Annotated in this window: 15 protein-coding genes and 3 pseudogenes; 10 read left to right on the top strand and 8 right to left on the bottom strand. The window is 61.6% G+C overall.

Annotation, left to right across the window (positions count from 1 at the left end):
- Nucleotides 1-454 precede the first annotated feature (454 nt).
- Nucleotides 455-1,480, top strand: a pseudogene (tnpC, locus tag ABIF91_RS37590) (IS66 family transposase); the annotation flags it as partial.
- An 88-nt stretch (nucleotides 1,481-1,568) separates the two neighbouring features.
- Here the strand turns inward: tnpC (ABIF91_RS37590) and ltrA are convergent.
- The gene (gene ltrA / locus ABIF91_RS37585) at nucleotides 1,569-2,810 is read right to left on the bottom strand and encodes a group II intron reverse transcriptase/maturase (RefSeq protein WP_080587079.1); all 1,242 of its coding nucleotides are present in this window, start codon (nucleotides 2,808-2,810) and stop codon (nucleotides 1,569-1,571) included.
- Between the two features lie 578 nt (nucleotides 2,811-3,388).
- On the opposite strand from ltrA, the gene tnpC (ABIF91_RS37580) reads away from it, so the two are divergent.
- The gene (tnpC, locus tag ABIF91_RS37580) at nucleotides 3,389-4,042 is read left to right on the top strand and encodes an IS66 family transposase (RefSeq protein ID WP_309249068.1); all 654 of its coding nucleotides are present in this window, start codon (nucleotides 3,389-3,391) and stop codon (nucleotides 4,040-4,042) included.
- Here tnpC (ABIF91_RS37580) and ABIF91_RS37575 read toward each other — a convergent pair.
- Both ABIF91_RS37575 and istA read right to left on the bottom strand, forming a co-directional pair.
- Complete coding sequence (locus tag ABIF91_RS37575) at nucleotides 3,985-4,800, bottom strand: ATP-binding protein (RefSeq protein WP_424579698.1); 816 nt, start codon at nucleotides 4,798-4,800, stop codon at nucleotides 3,985-3,987. The genes tnpC (ABIF91_RS37580) and ABIF91_RS37575 overlap by 58 nt on opposite strands.
- Nucleotides 4,801-4,804: 4 nt before the next feature.
- Nucleotides 4,805-6,562, bottom strand: a complete 1,758-nt coding sequence (gene istA / locus ABIF91_RS37570; RefSeq protein WP_100214066.1) for an IS21-like element IS1631 family transposase — start codon at nucleotides 6,560-6,562, stop codon at nucleotides 4,805-4,807.
- A gap of 298 nt (nucleotides 6,563-6,860) precedes the next feature.
- Here istA and ABIF91_RS37565 point away from each other — a divergent pair, with 298 nt between their 5' ends.
- The 3 genes and pseudogenes from ABIF91_RS37565 to ABIF91_RS37555 form a co-directional block, all read left to right on the top strand.
- Complete coding sequence (locus tag ABIF91_RS37565; protein ID WP_014497957.1) at nucleotides 6,861-8,129, top strand: IS256 family transposase; 1,269 nt, start codon at nucleotides 6,861-6,863, stop codon at nucleotides 8,127-8,129.
- Nucleotides 8,130-8,170: 41 nt separating this feature from the next.
- Complete coding sequence (locus ABIF91_RS37560) at nucleotides 8,171-9,439, top strand: IS256 family transposase (RefSeq protein WP_014497957.1); 1,269 nt, start codon at nucleotides 8,171-8,173, stop codon at nucleotides 9,437-9,439.
- Nucleotides 9,440-10,293: 854 nt separating this feature from the next.
- A pseudogene (locus ABIF91_RS37555) lies at nucleotides 10,294-11,402 on the top strand (IS3-like element ISRj2 family transposase); the annotation flags it as partial.
- A gap of 123 nt (nucleotides 11,403-11,525) precedes the next feature.
- Here the strand turns inward: ABIF91_RS37555 and ABIF91_RS37550 are convergent.
- Together ABIF91_RS37550 and ABIF91_RS37545 are read right to left on the bottom strand one after the other, a co-directional pair.
- Nucleotides 11,526-12,158 (bottom strand): annotated as a pseudogene (locus ABIF91_RS37550) (IS5 family transposase); the annotation flags it as partial.
- A gap of 319 nt (nucleotides 12,159-12,477) precedes the next feature.
- The gene (locus ABIF91_RS37545; protein WP_424579697.1) at nucleotides 12,478-13,086 is read right to left on the bottom strand and encodes a hypothetical protein; all 609 of its coding nucleotides are present in this window, start codon (nucleotides 13,084-13,086) and stop codon (nucleotides 12,478-12,480) included.
- A gap of 517 nt (nucleotides 13,087-13,603) precedes the next feature.
- Here ABIF91_RS37545 and ABIF91_RS37540 point away from each other — a divergent pair.
- From ABIF91_RS37540 to ABIF91_RS37525, 4 genes are all read left to right on the top strand, one after another.
- The gene (locus ABIF91_RS37540) at nucleotides 13,604-15,637 is read left to right on the top strand and encodes a VTT domain-containing protein (RefSeq protein WP_028179880.1); all 2,034 of its coding nucleotides are present in this window, start codon (nucleotides 13,604-13,606) and stop codon (nucleotides 15,635-15,637) included.
- On the top strand, nucleotides 15,637-16,311 hold the full coding sequence (locus ABIF91_RS37535) for an endonuclease/exonuclease/phosphatase family protein (RefSeq protein WP_028179879.1): 675 nt from the start codon (nucleotides 15,637-15,639) through the stop codon (nucleotides 16,309-16,311). Before ABIF91_RS37540 ends, ABIF91_RS37535 begins: the two co-directional genes overlap by 1 nt.
- A 227-nt stretch (nucleotides 16,312-16,538) precedes the next feature.
- Complete coding sequence (locus ABIF91_RS37530) at nucleotides 16,539-16,730, top strand: hypothetical protein (protein WP_028179878.1); 192 nt, start codon at nucleotides 16,539-16,541, stop codon at nucleotides 16,728-16,730.
- Between the two features lie 370 nt (nucleotides 16,731-17,100).
- Nucleotides 17,101-17,418 carry a DUF1476 domain-containing protein gene (locus ABIF91_RS37525; protein ID WP_028179877.1) on the top strand — a complete coding sequence of 106 codons (318 nt, stop codon included), beginning with the start codon at nucleotides 17,101-17,103 and terminating at the stop codon, nucleotides 17,416-17,418.
- A 17-nt stretch (nucleotides 17,419-17,435) separates the two neighbouring features.
- Here ABIF91_RS37525 and ABIF91_RS37520 read toward each other — a convergent pair whose 3' ends face one another.
- The gene (locus ABIF91_RS37520; RefSeq protein ID WP_028179876.1) at nucleotides 17,436-17,909 is read right to left on the bottom strand and encodes a GNAT family N-acetyltransferase; all 474 of its coding nucleotides are present in this window, start codon (nucleotides 17,907-17,909) and stop codon (nucleotides 17,436-17,438) included.
- Between the two features lie 47 nt (nucleotides 17,910-17,956).
- Nucleotides 17,957-18,535 carry a TIGR00645 family protein gene (locus tag ABIF91_RS37515; protein ID WP_028179875.1) on the bottom strand — a complete coding sequence of 193 codons (579 nt, stop codon included), beginning with the start codon at nucleotides 18,533-18,535 and terminating at the stop codon, nucleotides 17,957-17,959.
- Nucleotides 18,536-18,747: 212 nt separating this feature from the next.
- Here ABIF91_RS37515 and ABIF91_RS37510 point away from each other — a divergent pair, with 212 nt between their 5' ends.
- Complete coding sequence (locus ABIF91_RS37510; RefSeq protein WP_244430074.1) at nucleotides 18,748-18,984, top strand: hypothetical protein; 237 nt, start codon at nucleotides 18,748-18,750, stop codon at nucleotides 18,982-18,984.
- Nucleotides 18,985-19,017: 33 nt separating this feature from the next.
- On the opposite strand, the gene ABIF91_RS37505 is transcribed toward ABIF91_RS37510, so the two are convergent.
- Nucleotides 19,018-19,146, bottom strand: a complete 129-nt coding sequence (locus ABIF91_RS37505; protein WP_283805401.1) for a hypothetical protein — start codon at nucleotides 19,144-19,146, stop codon at nucleotides 19,018-19,020.
- Nucleotides 19,147-19,889 lie beyond the last annotated feature (743 nt).

The following is a 19,889-nucleotide window of genomic DNA, read 5'->3' as shown; positions in this document are numbered from 1 at the left end:
GGGACAATCCGCTGTCGATAAAAGCTCGAGTAGAGCCTCCATACTCAGCTTAATCTGATTTGCCTCTTGCTCATAATATTCGATTGCGGTTGCTTGAATCAGAAGACTGCTTCCTGCGCGATACTCAACTTCATACGAAGCGGGAATGCCTCGGCCTCGCTGACCGATCTTCCTAATCACTCGATATGAGCGCCCCCACAAAGGATGGTGGGGGTCCCGAACCTCGACCACCTCCGGAAATGATTCGTCAGACTCACTATCAGGGACATTCCTCAATCCCCTCGTTTGAAGGGCTGAACTGGAAGCGAGTGGGCGAACGGATTGTCGCGACGCCAGCTGCGGCGAACTGACTCAGACCCGACAACCTGTTTCGCGCGGGGCTTTGGGATGATAGCTTGCGGATGTGCCGCCGTCCCCCATTGATCCCGCCCGTCTTGCAGCGTTGCCCGCCGATTTGCGCGCGCTCTTCCGCGCGCAGGAAGCGATGATTGAAGCCGAGCGTCGTCGCGCAGACGATGAATGCTCGGCGCGCCTTCATGTCGAGAGTGAACTGGCTGCGTCCAAAGAGAGCGTCGAACGCCTCGAACTGCTCGTGAAGGAGTACGAGCGCGCACGTTTCGGTAAACGCTCGGAGAAGTTCAATCCCGATCAGATGCAACTGGTTCTCGAGGACATCGAGATTGCCATCGCCGAAGTCCAGGAACGCCAGGACGATCGTGCGCGCCGCGCCGGCACGGCGCCGTCCAGCCGCCGGACCAGGCGCGCTGCCCGTGCCTTTCCCGCGCACCTGCCGCGCATCGAGCAGGTGATCGAACCCGAGAACCTCGAGTGTCCCTGCGGCTGCGGCCGGATGGTCCAGATCGGCGAGGATCGCTCCCGCCGTCTCGATGTCATGGCCGCCCAGTATCGTGTGATCGAGACGGTGCGACCGCGCTACGCCTGCGCAAAGGGCTGCACCGGTGTTGCTCAGGCGCCGGCGCCCGCCCATCTCGTGGAGGGTGGCATCCCCACCGAGGCGCTGCTGGCGCAGGTGGCGGTCGCCAAGTTCAGCGAGCACATGCCACTCTATCGTCAGTCGCAGGTTCTGGCTCGGCATGGCATCTTCATCGATCGCGCCGTTCTGGCAGACTGGATGGGAACGGTCGCCTTCCACCTCGCGCCGCTGGTCGAGCGCATGAGCGTCGTGATGAAGCAATCGGGCCGCTTGTTCATAGACGAGACCAGGGCGCCTGTGCTCGATCCGGGCCGGGGCCGAACGAAGACCGGCTATCTGTGGGCTGTCCTGCGCGACGATCGCGGCCACGGCGGCGCTGATCCACCAATCGTGGTCTACCACTACGCGCCAGGACGCGGTGGTGACCATGCTGAGCGCATCCTCGAGGGCTTCGACGGCATCCTTCAGGTCGACGGATACCAGGGCTATCATCGGCTCGCACGGCCCAAGCGCAAAGGCGGCGTGCCGCTGCGGCTGGCCGCATGCCGAGTAGGCGGGGATGTTGCCATCCCCGCCCCTCACAGACCCGGACGAGCGGATTACCCGCATCCGGTTCTTCACGCGTAAGCTTCGCTCACGGGACGGCATATTGGTGGACGATCTTGGCTGTCGGCAGCGGGTGTCGCGCGAGCATGGCCCGGAAGCGCGACCACGGCAGATTGCTGTGGCGGCCACGCCGCGCGAGCCATTTCTTCCATATCCGCGTGATCTGGTGGTGATACCATCTGATCCGTCGGCCGTTGCCGGAGATGCCGTAGTAGGCGCAGTGCCCCCGGATCACCCGCGACAGGTGCGCGTGCTGCGCCCGGAACGGGCGATGCAGGTTAAGCCGACACCATTCCGTCACGGAAGCCAGCGCGCGGGCGTAACGGTCTTTCGCCGTTATCTGTCGGACGACATTCTTACCCTTCCTCGATTGACCCCACACATGGGTGAAGCCAAGGAAGTTGAATGTGGTCCCCGCCGTCGCGGGGTGACGCCCACCCGGGCGCTTGAACCGGAAGTCTACGAAGCGGGTCTTGGTCGGATGGAGTTGAAGCCCATACCGACCGAGCCGCTTATCCAGCACGTTCAGCAATCGCTTGCCGGACAGGTGGTCCTCGAAGGCAATCACCGCGTCATCAGCGTATCGGACCAGTTGGCATCGACCTTTGAGCCGCGGTCGCGCCACCTGCTCGAACCATTCATCCAGCACGTAGTGCAGGTAGATGTTTGCAAGCAGTGGCGAGATCACGCCGCCTTGGGGCGTTCCGCCAGTCGTGCGGCGTAGGACGCCCTTTTCGAGCACCCCTGCCTTCAGCCATTTATCAATCATCCTCCGGACGATGCCGTCCGTGACTCGCTGGTCGAGGAATCGGCGCAGGTGCGCGTGGTCGATGGTGTCGAAGTATTTCGAGATGTCGACGTCCACCACCCAGCGCAGCCCTTGCTCCATGAACCCATTACGCAGGGCATGTAGGGCATCATGGGCCGATCGTCCCGGTCGGAAGCCGTACGAGCACGACAAGAAGTCGGTCTCGTAGATCGGCTCCAGCAGCAGGAGAATCGCCCGCTGTGCCACCTTGTCTTCCAATGTCGGGATGCCGAGTGGCCGTTCGGTCCCATCCGCCTTCGGGATGTAGTGCCGTCGCACCGGCGGCGCGATGTAACGTCCGGATTTGATGCGCGCCAGGAGATCACCGAGATTGGCCTCCAGATTCGCTTCATAGTCCGTCGCCATCATGCCGTCGATGCCGGGCGCGCCATCCTTGCGCGTCAGGCGATAGGCCTCGAGCATCCATTCACAGTCGATCAGGTGATGCAGCGAGGTCAGCACCCGCTTGGGATTCTTCCTCGCCAGATCGGCTATCCATTGTCGTTTCGTGGACAGGTTCGTGGGACTCAGCGTTCCCTCCCGTGTTTCTCGTCAATGGGTCTTAACGCGTGACGGCTCCCTTCCTTCGAGCGGGTCCCGGTGAGCCCAGTTCCCCGCCTTCCTCGGTACTACGAAGCCGCTACGACTCCCCGCCGCGCGCGTCCGTCGGCTTATGTCTTCACCTCGGGATTCCACATGCCTTGGTGTTTTCGTGTTCCGTGCGCGCTCCCGATGCTCGCCAAGTCGGTCATCAGGCCTGGAGCGTTGCTGTGGCCGGTGCTCCGTGCCGGCTTTCCCATGTGGGCACAAACGGGACCTCTCAGGTTTCCTGGTGTCCCATCCCGTACCTTTGCCCTGCTCAGAGACCCCGGCCGAACCGGTCAGCCTGGCCATAGCGGCTTTCCCAGTGCTGCCCCCGGATCCAACACGGCGAAGGCTTCAGCACGACCGTGATTTCGAGGCTGGTCACAGGGCTTCAGTACCCGCTGTCTACGCTTCACGAGTGACGTTGCCGTCACCCATGCAAGACTCGCTTCCGGCTGGCGGGCTCCGCCTTTGCCGGGAGGGCGTCGAACCCTCTGGGTCACGTTGAAAGGTTTCAGACTACATTCTTCCTCCTTTCCAGGACTTATCCTGACGCAAGTTGGTCCCACTCAAGGCGCAAGATCATCGCAGCGACTCCGAAAGCCGGCTCACCCATCGCCGAAGCCGTTCTCGCGCGCATCGCCGCACTCTATGCGATCGAGAAGGAGATCCGTGGCGCCGACGCCCCGGCTCGGCAAACGACCCGTAACGAGCGATCACGGCCGCTCGTCGCTGAACTCGAGAGGTTTCTGCGCGAGCAAGCCGCTCGCCTGTCGCCGGGCAGCGAGATGGGCAAGGCGATCGCCTATCTCCTGAACCATTGGGATGGCCTCACCTTGTTTCTCGACGATGGTTGCGTTGAGATGGACACCAATCCCGTCGAAAATCAAATCAGGCCGCTGACTCTGACGCGTAAAAATAGTTTATTTGCTGGTCACGACGAAGGTGGTCGTTCATGGGCGCGCATAGCTTCGCTCATCGCCACCTGCAAAATCAACAGCGTGGAGCCCTACGTCTGGATGAAAGCGACGCTCAAAGCGATCGCAACCGGTCACCCGCAGTCCCGGATCGACGAGCTCCTGCCCTGGTCGTTCGGCCGCACCTCGTAATTCTCCGTCGTTGCCGCCTCCATACCCCCCGCCAACGATTTGCAAACACGTTGATCAACAGACTGCAATCCCCACGCCAAACCTTTGCGAGTGGGACGCGAACGTCGCTTACTGTTGTCCCCAAGGTATGCCCCCCAATCCTGCACGACGCGATTGGAGGTGACGATGACGCTGCGGCGCAGTTTGTAACGCTGATGGATCAGGGTCTGCAGCAAAGTGCCGGCGTCGTCGGGGATGGCGCGTGCGAGGAATAGATCGTCCAGCACGAGGAGATCGCAGTCGATGATGGTTCGCAGCCGGACCTCGCGTTGTGCCGGAGAGTTCAGGGCGTAGCGGTGGAAGAAGTCGTCGGTCTCAAGATACTGGACCTTGTGGCTTTGCAGGATCGCCTGATAGGCAATCGCCTTGGCGATGTGCGACTTCCCGGTGCCAGGTTTGCCAACAAGCAGAGCGTTCTCGCCAGCGGCAATGAACGCCAGGGTGTGGAGCTGGAAGCAGGTCTGACGTGGCAGTTTGGGATTGAAGGACCAGTCGAACTCGGCGAGCGTCAGCTTTTCGTCGAGCCCGGATTGCTGGTATCGCCGCTCGATAAGACGGGACTGACGACGGTCCAGTTCATCCTGCAGGATAAGGGAGAAGGTCTCGAGGAAGGGCTGGTTGGCGCCCTGCGCCTGGAGCACGCGCGTCTGCAGCGTGTCGCGGACACCCGACAGGCGCAGCTGTCGTAGGCAACGCTCAATTTCCGGCATGGTCATCATGTGGCTAGGTCTCCAGTTTAAGGTGAGAAGGTGCCGCGGGAGCGCTCGTGGCGCCGGAGTTGGCCGGGGTTGCGCAGGCGACACGAGCGCGGATTGCCGTGGCGTGATCGTCGTGAGCCTCGGCCTGCCGACCATTGTCGTCGGCGTCGCGCCGCACAGCGCGGCTGAAGAGGTCGCCGTATTCCGCGGGGGTACGGATCAGCGGATGATCCTGGGTGAGCGGCGATGCCGGCTGTGGCGTCACTCCAACCTGCTCGATCGCCTGTTCGAACAACCGCTCGACGGTCGCACGCACGTGCTTGTAGCGGTAGATGCGGTTGTCGATGGCGTGCGCGCAGGCCTGCTCGACCAGCCGCGCCGGATACTTCCGGCCCAGCCCGACAATGCCCCACATCGCGCGCTGTCCGGGGCGCCCTTCGGTGTCGAACACCTGCTGGCACAAGGCCCTGGTCTGCGGTCCGATGCGCTCGGCGCTCGCCAGCAGCACGGCGGTTTGCCGCGACGGGTTGAACGGCCGTTCGCTGGTCGGCAGGACGACAGAACCGGGGTGCGCCATCCGGGAATGAACACGCAGCAGCGCACGGGTGTGGCGATCACGGATCTCGATCGTGGTGGTGTAGATGCGCACGACGACCTGGCTGCCGATCGGCGCGGGCCGCGCGGCGTAATAGCTGTTGTCGACGCGTACGGTGGTGTCGTCGCAGACAGTCCGGACGACTTCGGTGAAGATGCGGAAGGGAGCGACAGGCAGCGGCCGCAGGTGCGGCTTCTCTTCCTGGAACATCGCCTCGACCTGACGGCGCGTGCTGCCGTGGATGCGTTTGGAAGCCCAGTTCTCCTCCCAGTGCCTCAAGAACTCGTTTTGCGCCTCCAGCGTCTCGAAGCGCCGTCCGGCCAGCGCAGTGCCCTGGGTATGTTGAATCGCATTCTCGACGCATCCTTTCCGATTTGGATCGGCCACGCGCGCGGGATCGGCGACCACGGCGTAATGAGCCAGCATCGCGCTGTAAATCGGGTTGAGCTGGGGCTCGTACAAATCCGGCTTGAGGACGCCTTCCTTCAGGTTGTCGAGCACGACATAGCTGGGGACCCCGCCAAAATACCGGAACGCCTCTTCGTGGAGCTGCGCCCAGACTTGTTGGCTGGACTTCCAGACTACCCGCCGGAAGCTGCGCCGCGAGTAGCGTAGCGTCATCACGAACAGGCGGGGACGACGGTACCGCCCGCTCTTCGGATCAACCGTCGGCGCGCCCTCGCCATAGTCGACCTGAGCTTCCTCGCCGGGGAGGAACTCAAGACGATCAAACTGCTCAGGATCAGCGTGCCGCAACCGGCGCACAAACCGCTTGACACTCTGGTAGCTGGACGGAAAGCCAAATTGATCAACCAGGTCCTGGTAAATCGCCTGCGCGTTCCGCTTCAGCCGGACCTGTTCTTCGATCCACGTCCGATGCGCTTCGCAAGCCGAACGGGCCAGGCTGCTGGTGACCGTCGCTTCCGATGTCCCAAAAGCCGGTGGTCGGGGTGGAGGAATTTGGCCGTCCGCGCTCACCGAGCCGGTGGTCACTTCCCCGGGGGAATTTGCCTCCGCACCGGCCCGCAGCGCCTGATAACGCCGGATCGTCTTGCGATCGACACCCGTCAGCCGGTGAATCTCGCGCTGGCTGGTGTTGCGATCAAGTAATGTAAGTACGGTGCTTTGCAGATGTCGCTTCAAGACGTTCAACTCCCCGGCCCCTTGCTGGCTAAAGGGGTCGAACATAAACGTCCTGCCTGACCGGCTACTGCTGTTCAGCGGCGCTGACGGCGATCATCAGGTGGGGGAGTTTCAAGTGACCATACCCGGGGGATTTTGACCGACCCACGGGGTGATCGGCTCTTGAATGGCGTGATCGCCCCCATAAAGAATTGGATAGCTGATGGTCGTGATGCCGTCACCGGATCGATTGAACGGATCGGAAAGGCGAGCTATGCGGGAAACTGGGTGATGACGGAATGAGATAGGCGGCGTATCGAGGCGGGTGTCGAGCCTGCCAGAACCTCAAGGAGAGCGATACGCCATGAACGAGCATAGCAACATTGTCCCACTGCGTCAGCCCGATGAGATCGACGATCCACTGACGAATATTTTGCGATCTGGAGCTCGGCAGCTGCTTGCGCAGGCTGTCGAGATGGAAGCCGAGGCGTTTCTCGCCGCGATGAAGGGCTTGAAGCTTCCCGATGGCCGCGACCGCCTCGTGCGACACGGCCATGGTCCAGTGCGGACGATCCAGACGGGGATCGGCGCCGTCGAAGTCGCCCGGGTAAAGATTCGCGATCGCGCGGTGACCAGCGATGGCGAGCGGATCCGCTTCACCTCGGCGATCCTGCCGTTGTGGGCACGGCGCACGAAGAGCTTGGATGCACTTTTGCCGGTTCTGTACCTGCGAGGCATCTCGACGGGCGACTTCCAGGAGGCGCTGGCGGCGCTCTTGGGCAAGGATGCGCCGAATCTTTCTCCGGCGGTGGTTTCCAGACTGACGACGGAGTGGCAGCTCGAGTACGAGCGTTGGCAGAAGCGCGATCTGTCGGCGCGCCGGTACGTATACGTGTGGGCGGACGGCGTCTTCCTGCAGGCTCGCATGGAAGACCACAGCGAATGCATGCTGGTGCTGATCGGCGCGACGCCGGAAGGCAAGAAGGAACTCATCGGCTTCCAGGTCGGCGTGCGCGAGAGCACGCAGAGCTGGCACGAACTGCTCGTCGAGGCGAAAACCCGAGGGCTGAAGATCGCCCCGGAAATCGCCGTCGGTGACGGCGCGCTCGGCTTCTGGAAGGCGCTCGACGAGGTCTTTCCCGCCACGCGACATCAGCGGTGCTGGGTGCACAAAACCGCGAATATCTTGAACAAAGTCGCAGTGTCGGTACAGGCCAGCATGAAGAAGGATCTGCGCGAGGTCTATTTGGCGTCCAACCGAGCTTCGGCCGAAGTGGCGATCGATGTCTTTGCCGAGAAATACGGAGCGAAGTACGACAAGGCGGTCGAGTGCCTGACGAAAGATCGCGACGCAATGCTTGCGTTCTACGAATTCCCCGCCGAGCATTGGGACCACTTGCGGACGACGAATCCCATCGAAAGCGTGTTCGCGACGGTCCGGCACAGAACGGTGCGCACGAAAGGTTCGTTATCGTCAACGACTGCCAAGTTGATGGTGTTCAAGCTGCTCTGCGCCGCATCAAAGACCTGGCGGCGGCTGAAAGGCACAAATCAGTTGCCGAAGGTCAGCGCAGGTGTCAGATTCGAAAACGGCATCGAGGTCATCCAAGTGCCGGAAAACCACGCCGCCTGATCGCCTCGTCACCCAAAATCCCGCATAGCTCGCGATACGCCATGAACGAGCATAGCAACATTGTCCCACTGCGTCAGCCCGATGAGATCGACGATCCACTGACGAATATTTTGCGATCTGGAGCTCGGCAGCTGCTTGCGCAGGCTGTCGAGATGGAAGCCGAGGCGTTTCTCGCCGCGATGAAGGGCTTGAAGCTTCCCGATGGCCGCGACCGCCTCGTGCGACACGGCCATGGTCCAGTGCGGACGATCCAGACGGGGATCGGCGCCGTCGAAGTCGCCCGGGTAAAGATTCGCGATCGCGCGGTGACCAGCGATGGCGAGCGGATCCGCTTCACCTCGGCGATCCTGCCGTTGTGGGCACGGCGCACGAAGAGCTTGGATGCACTTTTGCCGGTTCTGTACCTGCGAGGCATCTCGACGGGCGACTTCCAGGAGGCGCTGGCGGCGCTCTTGGGCAAGGATGCGCCGAATCTTTCTCCGGCGGTGGTTTCCAGACTGACGACGGAGTGGCAGCTCGAGTACGAGCGTTGGCAGAAGCGCGATCTGTCGGCGCGCCGGTACGTATACGTGTGGGCGGACGGCGTCTTCCTGCAGGCTCGCATGGAAGACCACAGCGAATGCATGCTGGTGCTGATCGGCGCGACGCCGGAAGGCAAGAAGGAACTCATCGGCTTCCAGGTCGGCGTGCGCGAGAGCACGCAGAGCTGGCACGAACTGCTCGTCGAGGCGAAAACCCGAGGGCTGAAGATCGCCCCGGAAATCGCCGTCGGTGACGGCGCGCTCGGCTTCTGGAAGGCGCTCGACGAGGTCTTTCCCGCCACGCGACATCAGCGGTGCTGGGTGCACAAAACCGCGAATATCTTGAACAAAGTCGCAGTGTCGGTACAGGCCAGCATGAAGAAGGATCTGCGCGAGGTCTATTTGGCGTCCAACCGAGCTTCGGCCGAAGTGGCGATCGATGTCTTTGCCGAGAAATACGGAGCGAAGTACGACAAGGCGGTCGAGTGCCTGACGAAAGATCGCGACGCAATGCTTGCGTTCTACGAATTCCCCGCCGAGCATTGGGACCACTTGCGGACGACGAATCCCATCGAAAGCGTGTTCGCGACGGTCCGGCACAGAACGGTGCGCACGAAAGGTTCGTTATCGTCAACGACTGCCAAGTTGATGGTGTTCAAGCTGCTCTGCGCCGCATCAAAGACCTGGCGGCGGCTGAAAGGCACAAATCAGTTGCCGAAGGTCAGCGCAGGTGTCAGATTCGAAAACGGCATCGAGGTCATCCAAGTGCCGGAAAACCACGCCGCCTGATCGCCTCGTCACCCAAAATCCCGCATAGCTCCGGAAAGGCTGGATCGATCCGCTAACGGGAATTCGCCGATATCGACGGTGGCCGCCAAGCGCAGCTTGTAAGCCGGCGTAGCTCCGGCCGTTCGAATTGTGATCGTTGGGCCGATTGGCGTCCCAGCGCGGACTGGTCCGAAACTGCCGTGATCCACATAGACATACACCCGGAGTTGATGTTCTGCCGTGTGTCGAGCGTCGATAGCGAGGTAGACCGTGGCAATGAACAGGCCCGCAGTCGCGACAAAGAGCCAGTGTAGTCGCCGCTGTGAGTGGTTCGCGAAAGCTCCACAACAACGCCTTTAGCCCCCCGGTGTAGCGTGATGCTCCGCTGCCATTGCCGGTTGCGCTTTGCTGATTGTCGCCATCGGCTGTTGTTGGTGTTGCAATTTGCTGGGATTGATCGCCGTCCATTCCGTGCCCCCCTTGATCGTTGTCGCGACTCGATTGTTATCGCAGAACGAGAATTACGCGACGTCCGGTGGCATAGAATGCATTGCAAGCCGCCAGCAATGTCATCAAACGGCGGCGCAAGCTATGTTGAAACCTAACGGCGGGATCGAGACGCGCGCTGGCGGATGGGATTTTTATCAGAAATGAAAATGAAAACCTTGGCTCAGGTAAATCCCAAAGCAAACTATTCTTTTGATCCCGTCGATCTCGCCTCTTGCCCTCTGGAAGTATTGAGCAAGGTAACGCGCTGCATATCGATATGGTCGCTCATCGAAACGTTAGAGCTGGCCCCGCAAATTCGGACAGTAGCTTGAGTGGATTTTCTGCCTGACAGCGGCGAGGATTCTTGCTGCGAATCAGGAGCGAAGATGACGAAGAAGAGCCGCCGGACGCATTCTCCGGCATTCAAGGCGAAGGTTGCTTTGGCTGCGGTCAAAGGCGACAAGACACTGGCGGAGCTGGCGCAACTGTTTGATGTTCATCCGAACCAGATCACGATCTGGAAAAACCAGCTCCTGGAAGGCGCCGCCGGCGTGTTTGGGCATGACAAGACATCGGCCGAGACGCCGGTCGATTTGAAGGCGTTACATGCCAAGATCGGCGAGCTGGCGTTGGAAAACGATTTTTTGTCCGGCGCGCTCACCAAGGCGGGCCTGCTGAGCGCAAAGCGATGATCGACCGCGATCATGATCTTTCTATCGTGCGCCAGGCGAAGGTCCTGAAGCTGGCTCGCAGCACGGTCTACTATGAACCTCGGCCAGTTTCGGCCGAGGACCTTGCCTTGATGCGTCGGCTCGATGAGCTGCATCTCGATTATCCCTTCGCGGGAGCGCGTATGCTGCGATCGTTGCTGCGGCGGGAGGGCGTATACGCCGGTCGCCGCCACATCGCGACGCTGATGAAGCGCATGGGGATCGAGGCGGTCTATCGTCGCCCGAACACGAGCAAGCCGGCTCCGGGTCACAAGATCTACCCGTACCTGTTGCGCGGATTGAAGATCGAGCGGCCCGACCATGCGTGGGCAATGGACATCACCTACATTCCGATGCGGCGTGGCTTCGTCTATCTCGCGGCGGTCGTCGATGTGTTCAGCCGACGGGTCCTGGCCCATCGCGTCTCGATCACAATGGAGGCGGCCTTCTGCGTCGAAGCGGTCCAGGAGGCGTTGGCGAAGCACGGCAGGCCCGAGATTTTCAACACGGATCAGGGCAGCCAGTTCACCAGCCTCGAGTTCACCGATGTGCTGCTGGACGCGAAGATCGCCATCAGCATGGACGGCAAGGGCGCCTGGCGCGACAACGTGTTTGTCGAGCGGCTCTGGCGCACGGTCAAATACGAAGAAGTATATCTCCGCGCCTACGACAGCGTGTCCGAGGCGCGAGCGTCAATTGCCAAGTATCTGGCCTTCTACAATCAGGGACGCCCTCACTCGAGCCTTGACGGGCGCACGCCCGACGAGGCTTACTTCGGCACGCAAGCTATGGTGATGGCCGCATGGCCGTCGCCGACGGTTTTGTCGTCGCTCTGGTCGGGCTACGCCCTCCCGACGCAACGACAAAACCGTAAAGCCCCGCGTTCAGCATAACCCGGCAGGAATCCACTTAAATCCAGCGGGGCGCTGTCCAAACAACCGGGGCCAGCTCTGTTTGCCGCGATAGATCCGGTCGGCAAAGACATGCTCAAGCCTTGGGAAGCGGCCTCGCAAGTCCTCCAACAGGGGAACGGCACCATGGACGTCCTGAATGTTGGCGGGATGAACATATGCAGCCAGCAGAAAGCCGTTGGTGTCGGTCACGATATGGCGCTTGCGCCCATGGAGACGCTTGCCGGCGTCGAATCCACGCGGCCCGCCGGCCTCCGTTGTCGAGGCCGTCTGACTATCGATGACGGCAGCTGTCGGTGTGGGCTTTCGTCCTAGTTTCCGACGTGCCTTCCGAACCAAGGCTTCGACGATCTCCTGCCATCTACCCGTGTCGCGCCAAGCGTAAAAATAGCCCTGCACCGTCGAGTATGGCGGGAACTCCTTCGGCAAGGCTCGCCATTGGCAGCCGCTCGACAGAATATAGAAGATTGCCTGCACGATCTCGCGTAGGTCGACCTCCCGCGGCCGGCCCAATCGCCGGCGCGGCGGCATCTGCCGGGCGATCAACGCCCATTCTGCATCGGTCAGATCACTTGTGTAACGCAGCCCACTGCGCTGATACTGGAGACGAGCGGCTTTGGTCCACGGCATGGTGTCCTCCCTCGAATCTTTGCAAATCCGAAGGAATCACAGGCCCGCCAAAACCGCTCACCCTTTTTCGGTCAGGCTCTCAGGAGCAGGCTGCGCAGCAGTACTATCGCGGTGGTGGAGGCTATGGCAGATATCGTGTTCCCTGTGGTCACGGCGCAGACGTCGATGTTCGAGACGGTCAATGCTATCCCAACGGTACGGTACCGCCGCAGTGTCAGCAGGGTCGACAGGGGTACTACGGCTACGACGATTATGATCGCCGCCCCAGACGCCGCTATTATTGAGAAGCCCGCCAGCAGTGAATTGGCGGGCCTCGACTTCAGCTCTTCGTATCAGCGCCCTTCAGCGCATTCCACGCGGCTTGGTTCGCTTGATCGAACGCCTCCCGGGATTCGGCGAGCGCGGCGTTCAGGACAGACCAGGATTCACTGCCTGCCTGCTTCAGCTTTTGCAGACGTGCTTCCGCTTCGGACGCATCGGATTTCATCTGCTTGAGCGCGGCATCGACGTCGGCGGTGCGGGCCGTGGCCACTTTGCCCGCGGCCTCGCGGAATTTGTCCGCCGCTTCGCGCCAGGCCTTGGCCTGTGCCGCCGCAACGTCCTTGAACGTGGCCTGCTGCTGCTCGAGCTGCTTGCCCGCGGTTTCGAAGAAGGTCTTCATTTGGGCTTCAAACCCAGCCCATTGCTTTTCCAGGTCTGTCTTGGCGCCCGCCCAAGCGGCTTCGCCGGCCTCCGCCTGCGTCTTGAGCAAGGCCTGAAACTCATCGCGGCGCTTCCTCAGGTCCGACAGGAGTTGATCAGTCTTGACCTTGGACTCGGCCTTGGCCTCGCCGGCCTTGACCTCGAAGGAGGCCAATGCGGCATCCATTTCGTCGATCCGCTCTTTGGCCCAATTGAGGTAAAAATGCATGCTGCTCTGCTGTGACATGGCCGCCTCCGTTTACTTGCCGAGGTCAGGATTTCAGAGCTCGGGCTTGCCCGTATTGACCTGTCTCAATGACCTTGTGGTCTGAAGCGCTGGCGAACGGTCGGTGACGCACCTCCTCCTGGCGCAAAGGAGGAAAAGCGCGTCAGGAACGCCATCGAATTTGAGAGATTAGCCTGACCGGAAGCTTCACAGCGGGCAACGCATGTTCTTCTTCTTCTCAAACCGGCTGGGATGTCTCGGCTCGCTGCTGATCTCCGGCTTGATCACTGTGGCGCTGCTGTTCCTGTTCGGGATACTCCGGTTTTGATCTTCAGCGCGCGGGTCCAAGGCTGCGCCCGCGCCGGAGGGACGGCAGAAGCTGGAAGGTCTGCCTTTGCGCTCCGAACGGCGATGATGGGAACCCCTTGAGCATCCAACGCGTTTAGACGCGAATGCGAATTGCGAGGTCCACCTGCTTCAGAGTTCATCGACACTGATCCCCGGCGACACCGTCTGGCGGCGGTGCGAAGCGCGGCGTGTGGCGGTTCTGAACGATGCTGCCGCTTATTTCGCGGCCCTGCGGGAGGCGCTGCTGGAAGCGCAAGATCTCGTCTATATCGTAGGGTGGGACATCCATAGTGAAACCCGGCTGGTCGGAGCTTCCGGACGAGCCGCCGATGGCTTGCCGGAACAGCTCGGCCCGTTCCTGCGCGCGCTGGTGCAACGCCGGCCCGCCTTGCGGATCAACATTCTCACCTGGGACTTCGTCTCCTTTTACGCCTCCGAAAGGGAGTGGAATTCCGCGGCAAAATTTACCGCCGAAACGGATGGCCGCGTCCGGTTTCATCTGGATTCCACGCTTCCGTTTGGCTCGGCCCAGCACCAGAAGATCGTCTGTGTCGACGGTTCACTGGCGTTCGTCGGCGGGCTCGATCTGACGATCAGGCGCTGGGACACGAGTGACCATCGCGCCGATCACGCATCGCGCTGCGACCCCCAGGGGAAGCCATACCTGCCGTTTCATGACGTTCAATGCATGGTCGACGGGGATGCCGCGGCGTTGCTGTTCGAGCTCGCGGAGGCACGCTGGCGTGCGGCAGGTCAACCGAGGCATGATCGGCGCGCGCTGAAGAGCGTTCGGTGGCCAGCCAACGTGCCGGTCGAGGCCGAGCACTTGCCGGTCGGTATCGCCAGGACCGAGGTGGTCTGTCCTGCAGGTTCGACCATCAGGGAGGTCGAGCGTTCTCTGATTGCAGCGATCCGGTCAGCGACGAGCTTCATCTACATCGAAAATCAGTTCACCAGCGCCACCAAGATCGCGCTTGAATTGGTGGAGCAGATGCGGCGCGCGCCATCGCTTCGGGTTCTGGTGGTCGCTCCAAAACTTCATTCCTCTTGGCTGGAATCCCAGGCCATGCAGAACGGCCGTGGCGCATTCATCGACTGCTTCGGTGCAGCCGGGGTCGCAGATCGCATTCGCTTCCTCTACCCGGTCTCACGCAGCGGAGATACGGAAGTTGCCGTGATGGTGCACAGCAAGCTCATGATCGTCGATAACAGGATATTGAGAATCGGCTCGGCTAACCTTAACAATCGGTCGATGGGGGCCGACAGCGAATGTGACCTTATTTTCGAGGCCGCATCCGAGGAGCATCGGGATTTCATCGCCTCGGTTCGCCATCGCTTGATCGCCCATTTCTGCGGTCTCGAAGAACAGACCCTCGCGCAAAATGAGGATCGCCTTCTTGCTCTCCTCGACGACGTGTCGAAAGGTGATGGGACGAAGACGCTGCGGAAAGTGGAGTCCTCGGGTTTGACCAGTACACTGGCCACGATGGTTCAGCCGGTGGCGGACCCTGAGAGGCCACTTCATTTGGAGCGGGCGGCATCTCGCATGTGGAGCACGAAGACGATAATCGGGATCGTATCGATCGCCGTGGCGCTTCTTGGCTTGACGCTGGCCTGGTCGTACTCATCCTTGAGCGATTTCGCCGATGAAGGCCGCATTTCGACGCTCCTCTCTGCCTATTCGCAATCCATCTGGGGACCATTCTTTGCGATCGCAGCGTTTGTCGTCGGCGGGCTGGTCGTGTTTCCGATTCTCGTCCTCATTGCCGCAACCGCTGCTGCACTGGGGCCGTGGCTGGGTTTCTTCACTGCAATGGCTGGCGCCTTGCTCAGCGCCCTTGTCCTTTTCTCAATCGGACGGGTACTTGGTCGAGAACGCCTCCAGCATCTGCTTGGACGACGCGCAGCACGCATCCAGGAACGGATTGTGGGCAGAGGCATTCTGGCCGTCGTCGTCATCAGGATGATTCCGATCGCGCCGTACTCGATCGTGAATGTCGTGGCCGGTGCGAGCACGCTGCCGCTTCGTGACTTCATGGTTGGAACGCTGCTGGGTATCACGCCAGGGATTCTCGCCATGGCCGTTCTGGGAGCTCAGATCGCGGATCTGGCCAGGAATGCGTCCTGGAGCAACGTTTTGCTGCTCGCACTGGCGTTTCTGGGCTGGCTCGGGTTCTGCGCGGGCGCACAATTCCTCGCGACCTGGCTCGCCGGGAGGCGCTGATGGCGCCGATGCGCTTCATGACGTGGAACGTGCACGGCACGTTCAATCTCAATCCGAAATTCGATCTGGAGGGTGTTTGCTCCATCATTCGCAAGTGGTCGCCGGATGTCGTCGCGCTTCAGGAGGTGGATTCCCGATCGCGGTCGGACGATCCCTTTGCGAAGCTCGCGAGTGCGGTCGGCGATCATGGCGTCCACGCCAAGTCGATCGTCACGGAGGACGGTGACTACGGTCAGATGCTGCTGAGCCGCTTTCCGTTCTCCGGCGTGCCGGAGATCGTCGACGTGTCGTATCGGGAGCGGGAGCCACGCAGAGCGATTGCCACAGGACTGCTGACGCCTCTTGGCGACGTCCGCGTGGTCGCCACTCATCTCGGCCTGAGTATCCACGAGCGTTATGCGCAGGCTCAGGCCCTGGTGAGCCTGGTGAGGCCTGGAAGAACTGTCGTCCTCGGCGATTTCAACGACTGGTTTTGGGTGAAATCGGTGCGGCGCGTGCTCGCGCAGGCCTGCCCAAACCGTACGCGGCTGCGAACGTTCCCGGCGCGCTTGCCCTTGCTTCGGCTCGACCGGATCTATGCAACGCGCGATAGCCGGTTCGGGAAAGTCTGGACCGACGAAGAGGCGAGGGCCTATTCGGACCATTTGCCTGTGATCGCGGACATCGAGATCTGATTTGCCGGCGACGGGGCCGTTTCACTTCCCCTTTGGCCGCGGTCCCCGAAAAGGGGAACTCGGTCAGGCTCCGAGGGATGAAAGGGCTCTTGCGCCTTCAGAAAAGCGTTGTGGCAGCAGGACTTATCTACTGTGCATGGGGTTGTTTTCGCAATCTTCATGACCGGGCCTATGCCCGTGAGCGGGACCATGCGGGAACTTTTTCCTCGCCGCGGCGTTGATTTGGCATGACTGAAGACCTTTCCTTTCGACGCAAGCCCCTGACCCCCGAACAGCGCCAGGCGCGCGATGCGGCGCGCCGGATCGAGGCCGAGAAGGCCATGCGCGACCATGAAGCGGCGCAGAAGGCGTTTTACGCCAACAAGGAACGGCTGAGGGCCGAGCGGCTGGCGCGTGAAGCGGCGGAGCCGAAGGACTGAGCCGACGCGCTTGCTGCCCAATCCGTGAAGCGTTTCTCCCGGCGGCCTCTTTGGCCGCCTGTGCCGCTTGGTGGCGACCTTCAGCGGTCCGCTTCGCGCAAGGTTCAGGGTGGCGCAAGGTTCAGGGTGGAGAGGGCGCGTTGCTAAAGGCAGATCCGTTCAAGCCTTCGAAACTCCGGCAGCTCACTGTTCGGCGTCGGCTCTCGATGTCTCCGCTCCATGCGGCGCCGTGTACCCGCGTGCATCGGCAGGCTTGACGGCGTTCGGCTTCCGGGAGGAAGCTTCAGATGATCCTAAACTGACCTGAAGCACGGAGACTTTCGCTCCCAGCAAGTCCGATCCTCATCAGCGAACCAGAATGGAGCTGACCATGACCACGTTCGACAAGCGCGAGCAGGGCTTTGAAGCCAAATTCGCTCACGACGAGGAGTTCATGTTCAAAGCCGCCGCGCGATCCAACAAGCTGCTCGGGCTGTGGGCCGCAGGCCAGCTCGGGCTCAGCGGCGAAGCCGCTGCAAGCTACGCAACCGCGCTGGTGACGGACCATCTGGAGAGCCGGACGATCGACGATGTCGTGGGCAAGGTGTCAGGCGATCTCGCAGACAAGGGCGTCGCGCGCGAGCAGGTCGCGCAGAAGCTTCAGGAGTATATGCACCAGGCGCTTCAGCAGCTCCAAGCAGAATCCTGAGCGTGTGTAACTGGCGCTCACAGCTCCATGTGAACGATTTCGATGGGTTCGCCGCCGAGGCCGTGAGAGAACTGCCCTCTGCCCGTGCTTCTGAATCCGTATCGTCGGTAGAAGGCCTCGGCGTTGATCGTGGCTTCAAGACGGATCGGTCCGTCATGGCCGAGGCGAGCCTGGGCGAGGCCGATGTCGAGCAGCCGCTGACCGAGCCCGGAACCGGCCGCTTCGGGCAGGACGAACAAGCGCGTGACCTCGCCGGGCTCCGCATCGACGAAACCGACGACGATCCCGTTGCGAAGGCCGACGGTCATTCGCCCCCTGGTGATGAGATCTTCGTAGAACCGGGGTGTCCGTTCGCCCATCCAGTTTTCGATCTGGGCCTGCGAATAGCACCCACGCGACAGACCCGCGATCGAGGCTTTGGTGATGTTGAACACCGTTTCCGCATCGTCAGGACGCGCCGCCCTGAAAGACACCTCGCTATCGGCGGACATGAAACCTCTCAGGGCAGGCGGTGGGTTGCAAGCTGTGCTGGCGGCCCTCACTCCGCATGTTTGCGCATCCCGGACTCACTGAGCTTGTCGACATAGGCAATGCCGATCGCCGACACGACGAAGGTGAGGTGGATCAGCACCTGCCACATCACGGCGGTTTCGGTGAAGCCGGCGCGGTTGGAGCCGAGATTGCCGGCCTCGATGAAGGTGCGGAGCAGCGCGATCGAGGAGATGCCGATGATAGCCATGGCGAGCTTGATCTTCAGGGCGCTCGCATTGACATGGCCGAGCCATTCCGGCTCGTCCGGATGGCCCCGGAGTTCGAGCCGCGAAACGAACGTCTCGTAGCCGCCGATGATGACCATCACGAGCAGATTGGAGATCATCACGACGTCGATCAGCGCCAGCACGCTCATCATGATCTGGTGCTCGGTGAGGTCGAGGGCGTGCCAGGAGAGGTGCCAGAGCTCCTTGAGGAACAGCGCGATGTAGACGCATTGCGCCACGATCAGCCCGAGATAGAGCGGCATTTGCAGCCAGCGTGAGCCGAAAATGATCGTCGGAAGCAGGCCGAGCTGCGGCGAAGGCGGGCGGGGGCCAATTCTGGGGTCAGGCTCAACCGACATTCAGGCCGCATCCTCGCATTCGGACGATCTCGCCGTCATGTACCCCGACAAGATGGCCGGCGGAAGACGCGACGCGCTTGCCGCCTTCCATGGGCAGTGCTGTTTCGTGCTACGGTGCCGGCCGGCCGTCGCGCGACGGCCGGCATCCGGAGGTGGGAGTGTCTCGGAGCAGCCTTGGCAAGTGGTCCGGCGCAGTCGCATGCGCGGGCGCCATGCTGGTTGGTGCAGGCGGCGCCGAGGTCTCGGCGACGCCGCTGACGCCGTTTCGCTACGAGGCGCAGGCGCAGCGTCATTGCCCGCATGACAGGGTGGTCTGGCTCGATTTCAGGAAGGGCGTCTACTACCGCAAGGGTCAGAAGCGGTACGGCCAGGGATTTGAGGGCAGCTTCGTCTGCCAGAGCGAGGCCCGCGACGGCTTCTATCGCCGCTCACTGTTGGGTCTGCGCTGAGCGGCACGTGATCCAGGCTTGCGAACGCGCCGGCTATTTCTGCGCCGGCAGCTTGACCGGCACGTGCGGCGAGGTGCTGATGATCCGGGGACTTCCATCCGGATAGGTGCGGTCGCCGCGGATCAGGGATTCCAGGACCAGGAAGAATTTCTCGGCAAGCATCTGCGTCACCCTCGTTGGTGATGGCTCTCGCAATTGGTCGAGGCGCCGAACGCAGAAATTCAATCAACTGAATGGGAGCGGGACAGTCGTGCTTGCTGCGCCGCGGTGGAGCGATGTCGGAGATCGGGAAGCAGGGCCCTCAGGCAAATGCCAGGGCCATGAGGCTCGAGCAGAGCAGCACCAAGCCGCCCGCGGTCAATGCCAGGAAACCATCGGATACGAGGTCATGGTTGCGCATGGGACACCTGCTGCTCTCGTCTACGATGCTCGGTCGGATCCATCAAAATCGTCCGAACGGGCCGCCTTGAAAGAGGTGACGCTTGCTGCCCGCGCGAGTGCCTTTAGGCCCTCGTGCGGTAACCTTCGAACGCATGGGCCAGGAAGATCACTGCGCTTACCAGACCCATCAGTGCCGAAACCGTCTCGATCATCGTTAAATTCCAATCCGCCCCTGCCAGCCGAGAAAACGCGTGCGGCCTTGCACAGTCAAAAGAATTTCGGTGAGCGCCGCGACAATGGGGGTGGGGTGAGGATTTGGCGCAACAGCTTGTCCAGCAGTGGCACAGACCGGGGCGCCCAGGTTCCGTAGATCAGCGGGGAGAAGCGAACCTGCCGTTTACCATGCCGGCGTGATCGCTGTGGGCTCCCCATTTCCGCCGTGTTCGGGTTGCGTTATCCTTACTACTTCCGAGGCGGTGGTGGGCCGCCTTGGAATCACAGGACCGGATAGCGCCCTCCGTCAC

The sequence above is a fragment of the Bradyrhizobium sp. USDA 241 genome, from assembly GCF_049739505.1.
GTDB classification, from domain to species: Bacteria; Pseudomonadota; Alphaproteobacteria; order Rhizobiales; family Xanthobacteraceae; genus Bradyrhizobium; species Bradyrhizobium liaoningense.
The sequence above is the reverse complement of the archived record's forward strand: the minus strand, read 5'-3'. Positions and strand labels throughout refer to the sequence as shown.

What these genes read in the sequence shown, in the direction of transcription:
- ABIF91_RS37575 (WP_424579698.1), bottom strand. Translation starts at nt 4,800, where the DNA reads ATGATGACCATGCCGGAAATTGAGCGTTGCCTACGACAGCTGCGCCTG.
- istA (WP_100214066.1), bottom strand. Translation starts at nt 6,562, where the DNA reads ATGTTCGACCCCTTTAGCCAGCAAGGGGCCGGGGAGTTGAACGTCTTG.
- ABIF91_RS37565 (WP_014497957.1), top strand. Translation starts at nt 6,861, where the DNA reads ATGAACGAGCATAGCAACATTGTCCCACTGCGTCAGCCCGATGAGATC.
- ABIF91_RS37560 (WP_014497957.1), top strand. Translation starts at nt 8,171, where the DNA reads ATGAACGAGCATAGCAACATTGTCCCACTGCGTCAGCCCGATGAGATC.
- ABIF91_RS37545 (WP_424579697.1), bottom strand. Translation starts at nt 13,086, where the DNA reads ATGTCACAGCAGAGCAGCATGCATTTTTACCTCAATTGGGCCAAAGAG.
- ABIF91_RS37535 (WP_028179879.1), top strand. Translation starts at nt 15,637, where the DNA reads ATGGCGCCGATGCGCTTCATGACGTGGAACGTGCACGGCACGTTCAAT.
- ABIF91_RS37530 (WP_028179878.1), top strand. Translation starts at nt 16,539, where the DNA reads ATGACTGAAGACCTTTCCTTTCGACGCAAGCCCCTGACCCCCGAACAG.
- ABIF91_RS37525 (WP_028179877.1), top strand. Translation starts at nt 17,101, where the DNA reads ATGACCACGTTCGACAAGCGCGAGCAGGGCTTTGAAGCCAAATTCGCT.
- ABIF91_RS37520 (WP_028179876.1), bottom strand. Translation starts at nt 17,909, where the DNA reads ATGTCCGCCGATAGCGAGGTGTCTTTCAGGGCGGCGCGTCCTGACGAT.
- ABIF91_RS37515 (WP_028179875.1), bottom strand. Translation starts at nt 18,535, where the DNA reads ATGTCGGTTGAGCCTGACCCCAGAATTGGCCCCCGCCCGCCTTCGCCG.
- ABIF91_RS37510 (WP_244430074.1), top strand. Translation starts at nt 18,748, where the DNA reads ATGCTGGTTGGTGCAGGCGGCGCCGAGGTCTCGGCGACGCCGCTGACG.
- ABIF91_RS37505 (WP_283805401.1), bottom strand. Translation starts at nt 19,146, where the DNA reads ATGCTTGCCGAGAAATTCTTCCTGGTCCTGGAATCCCTGATCCGCGGC.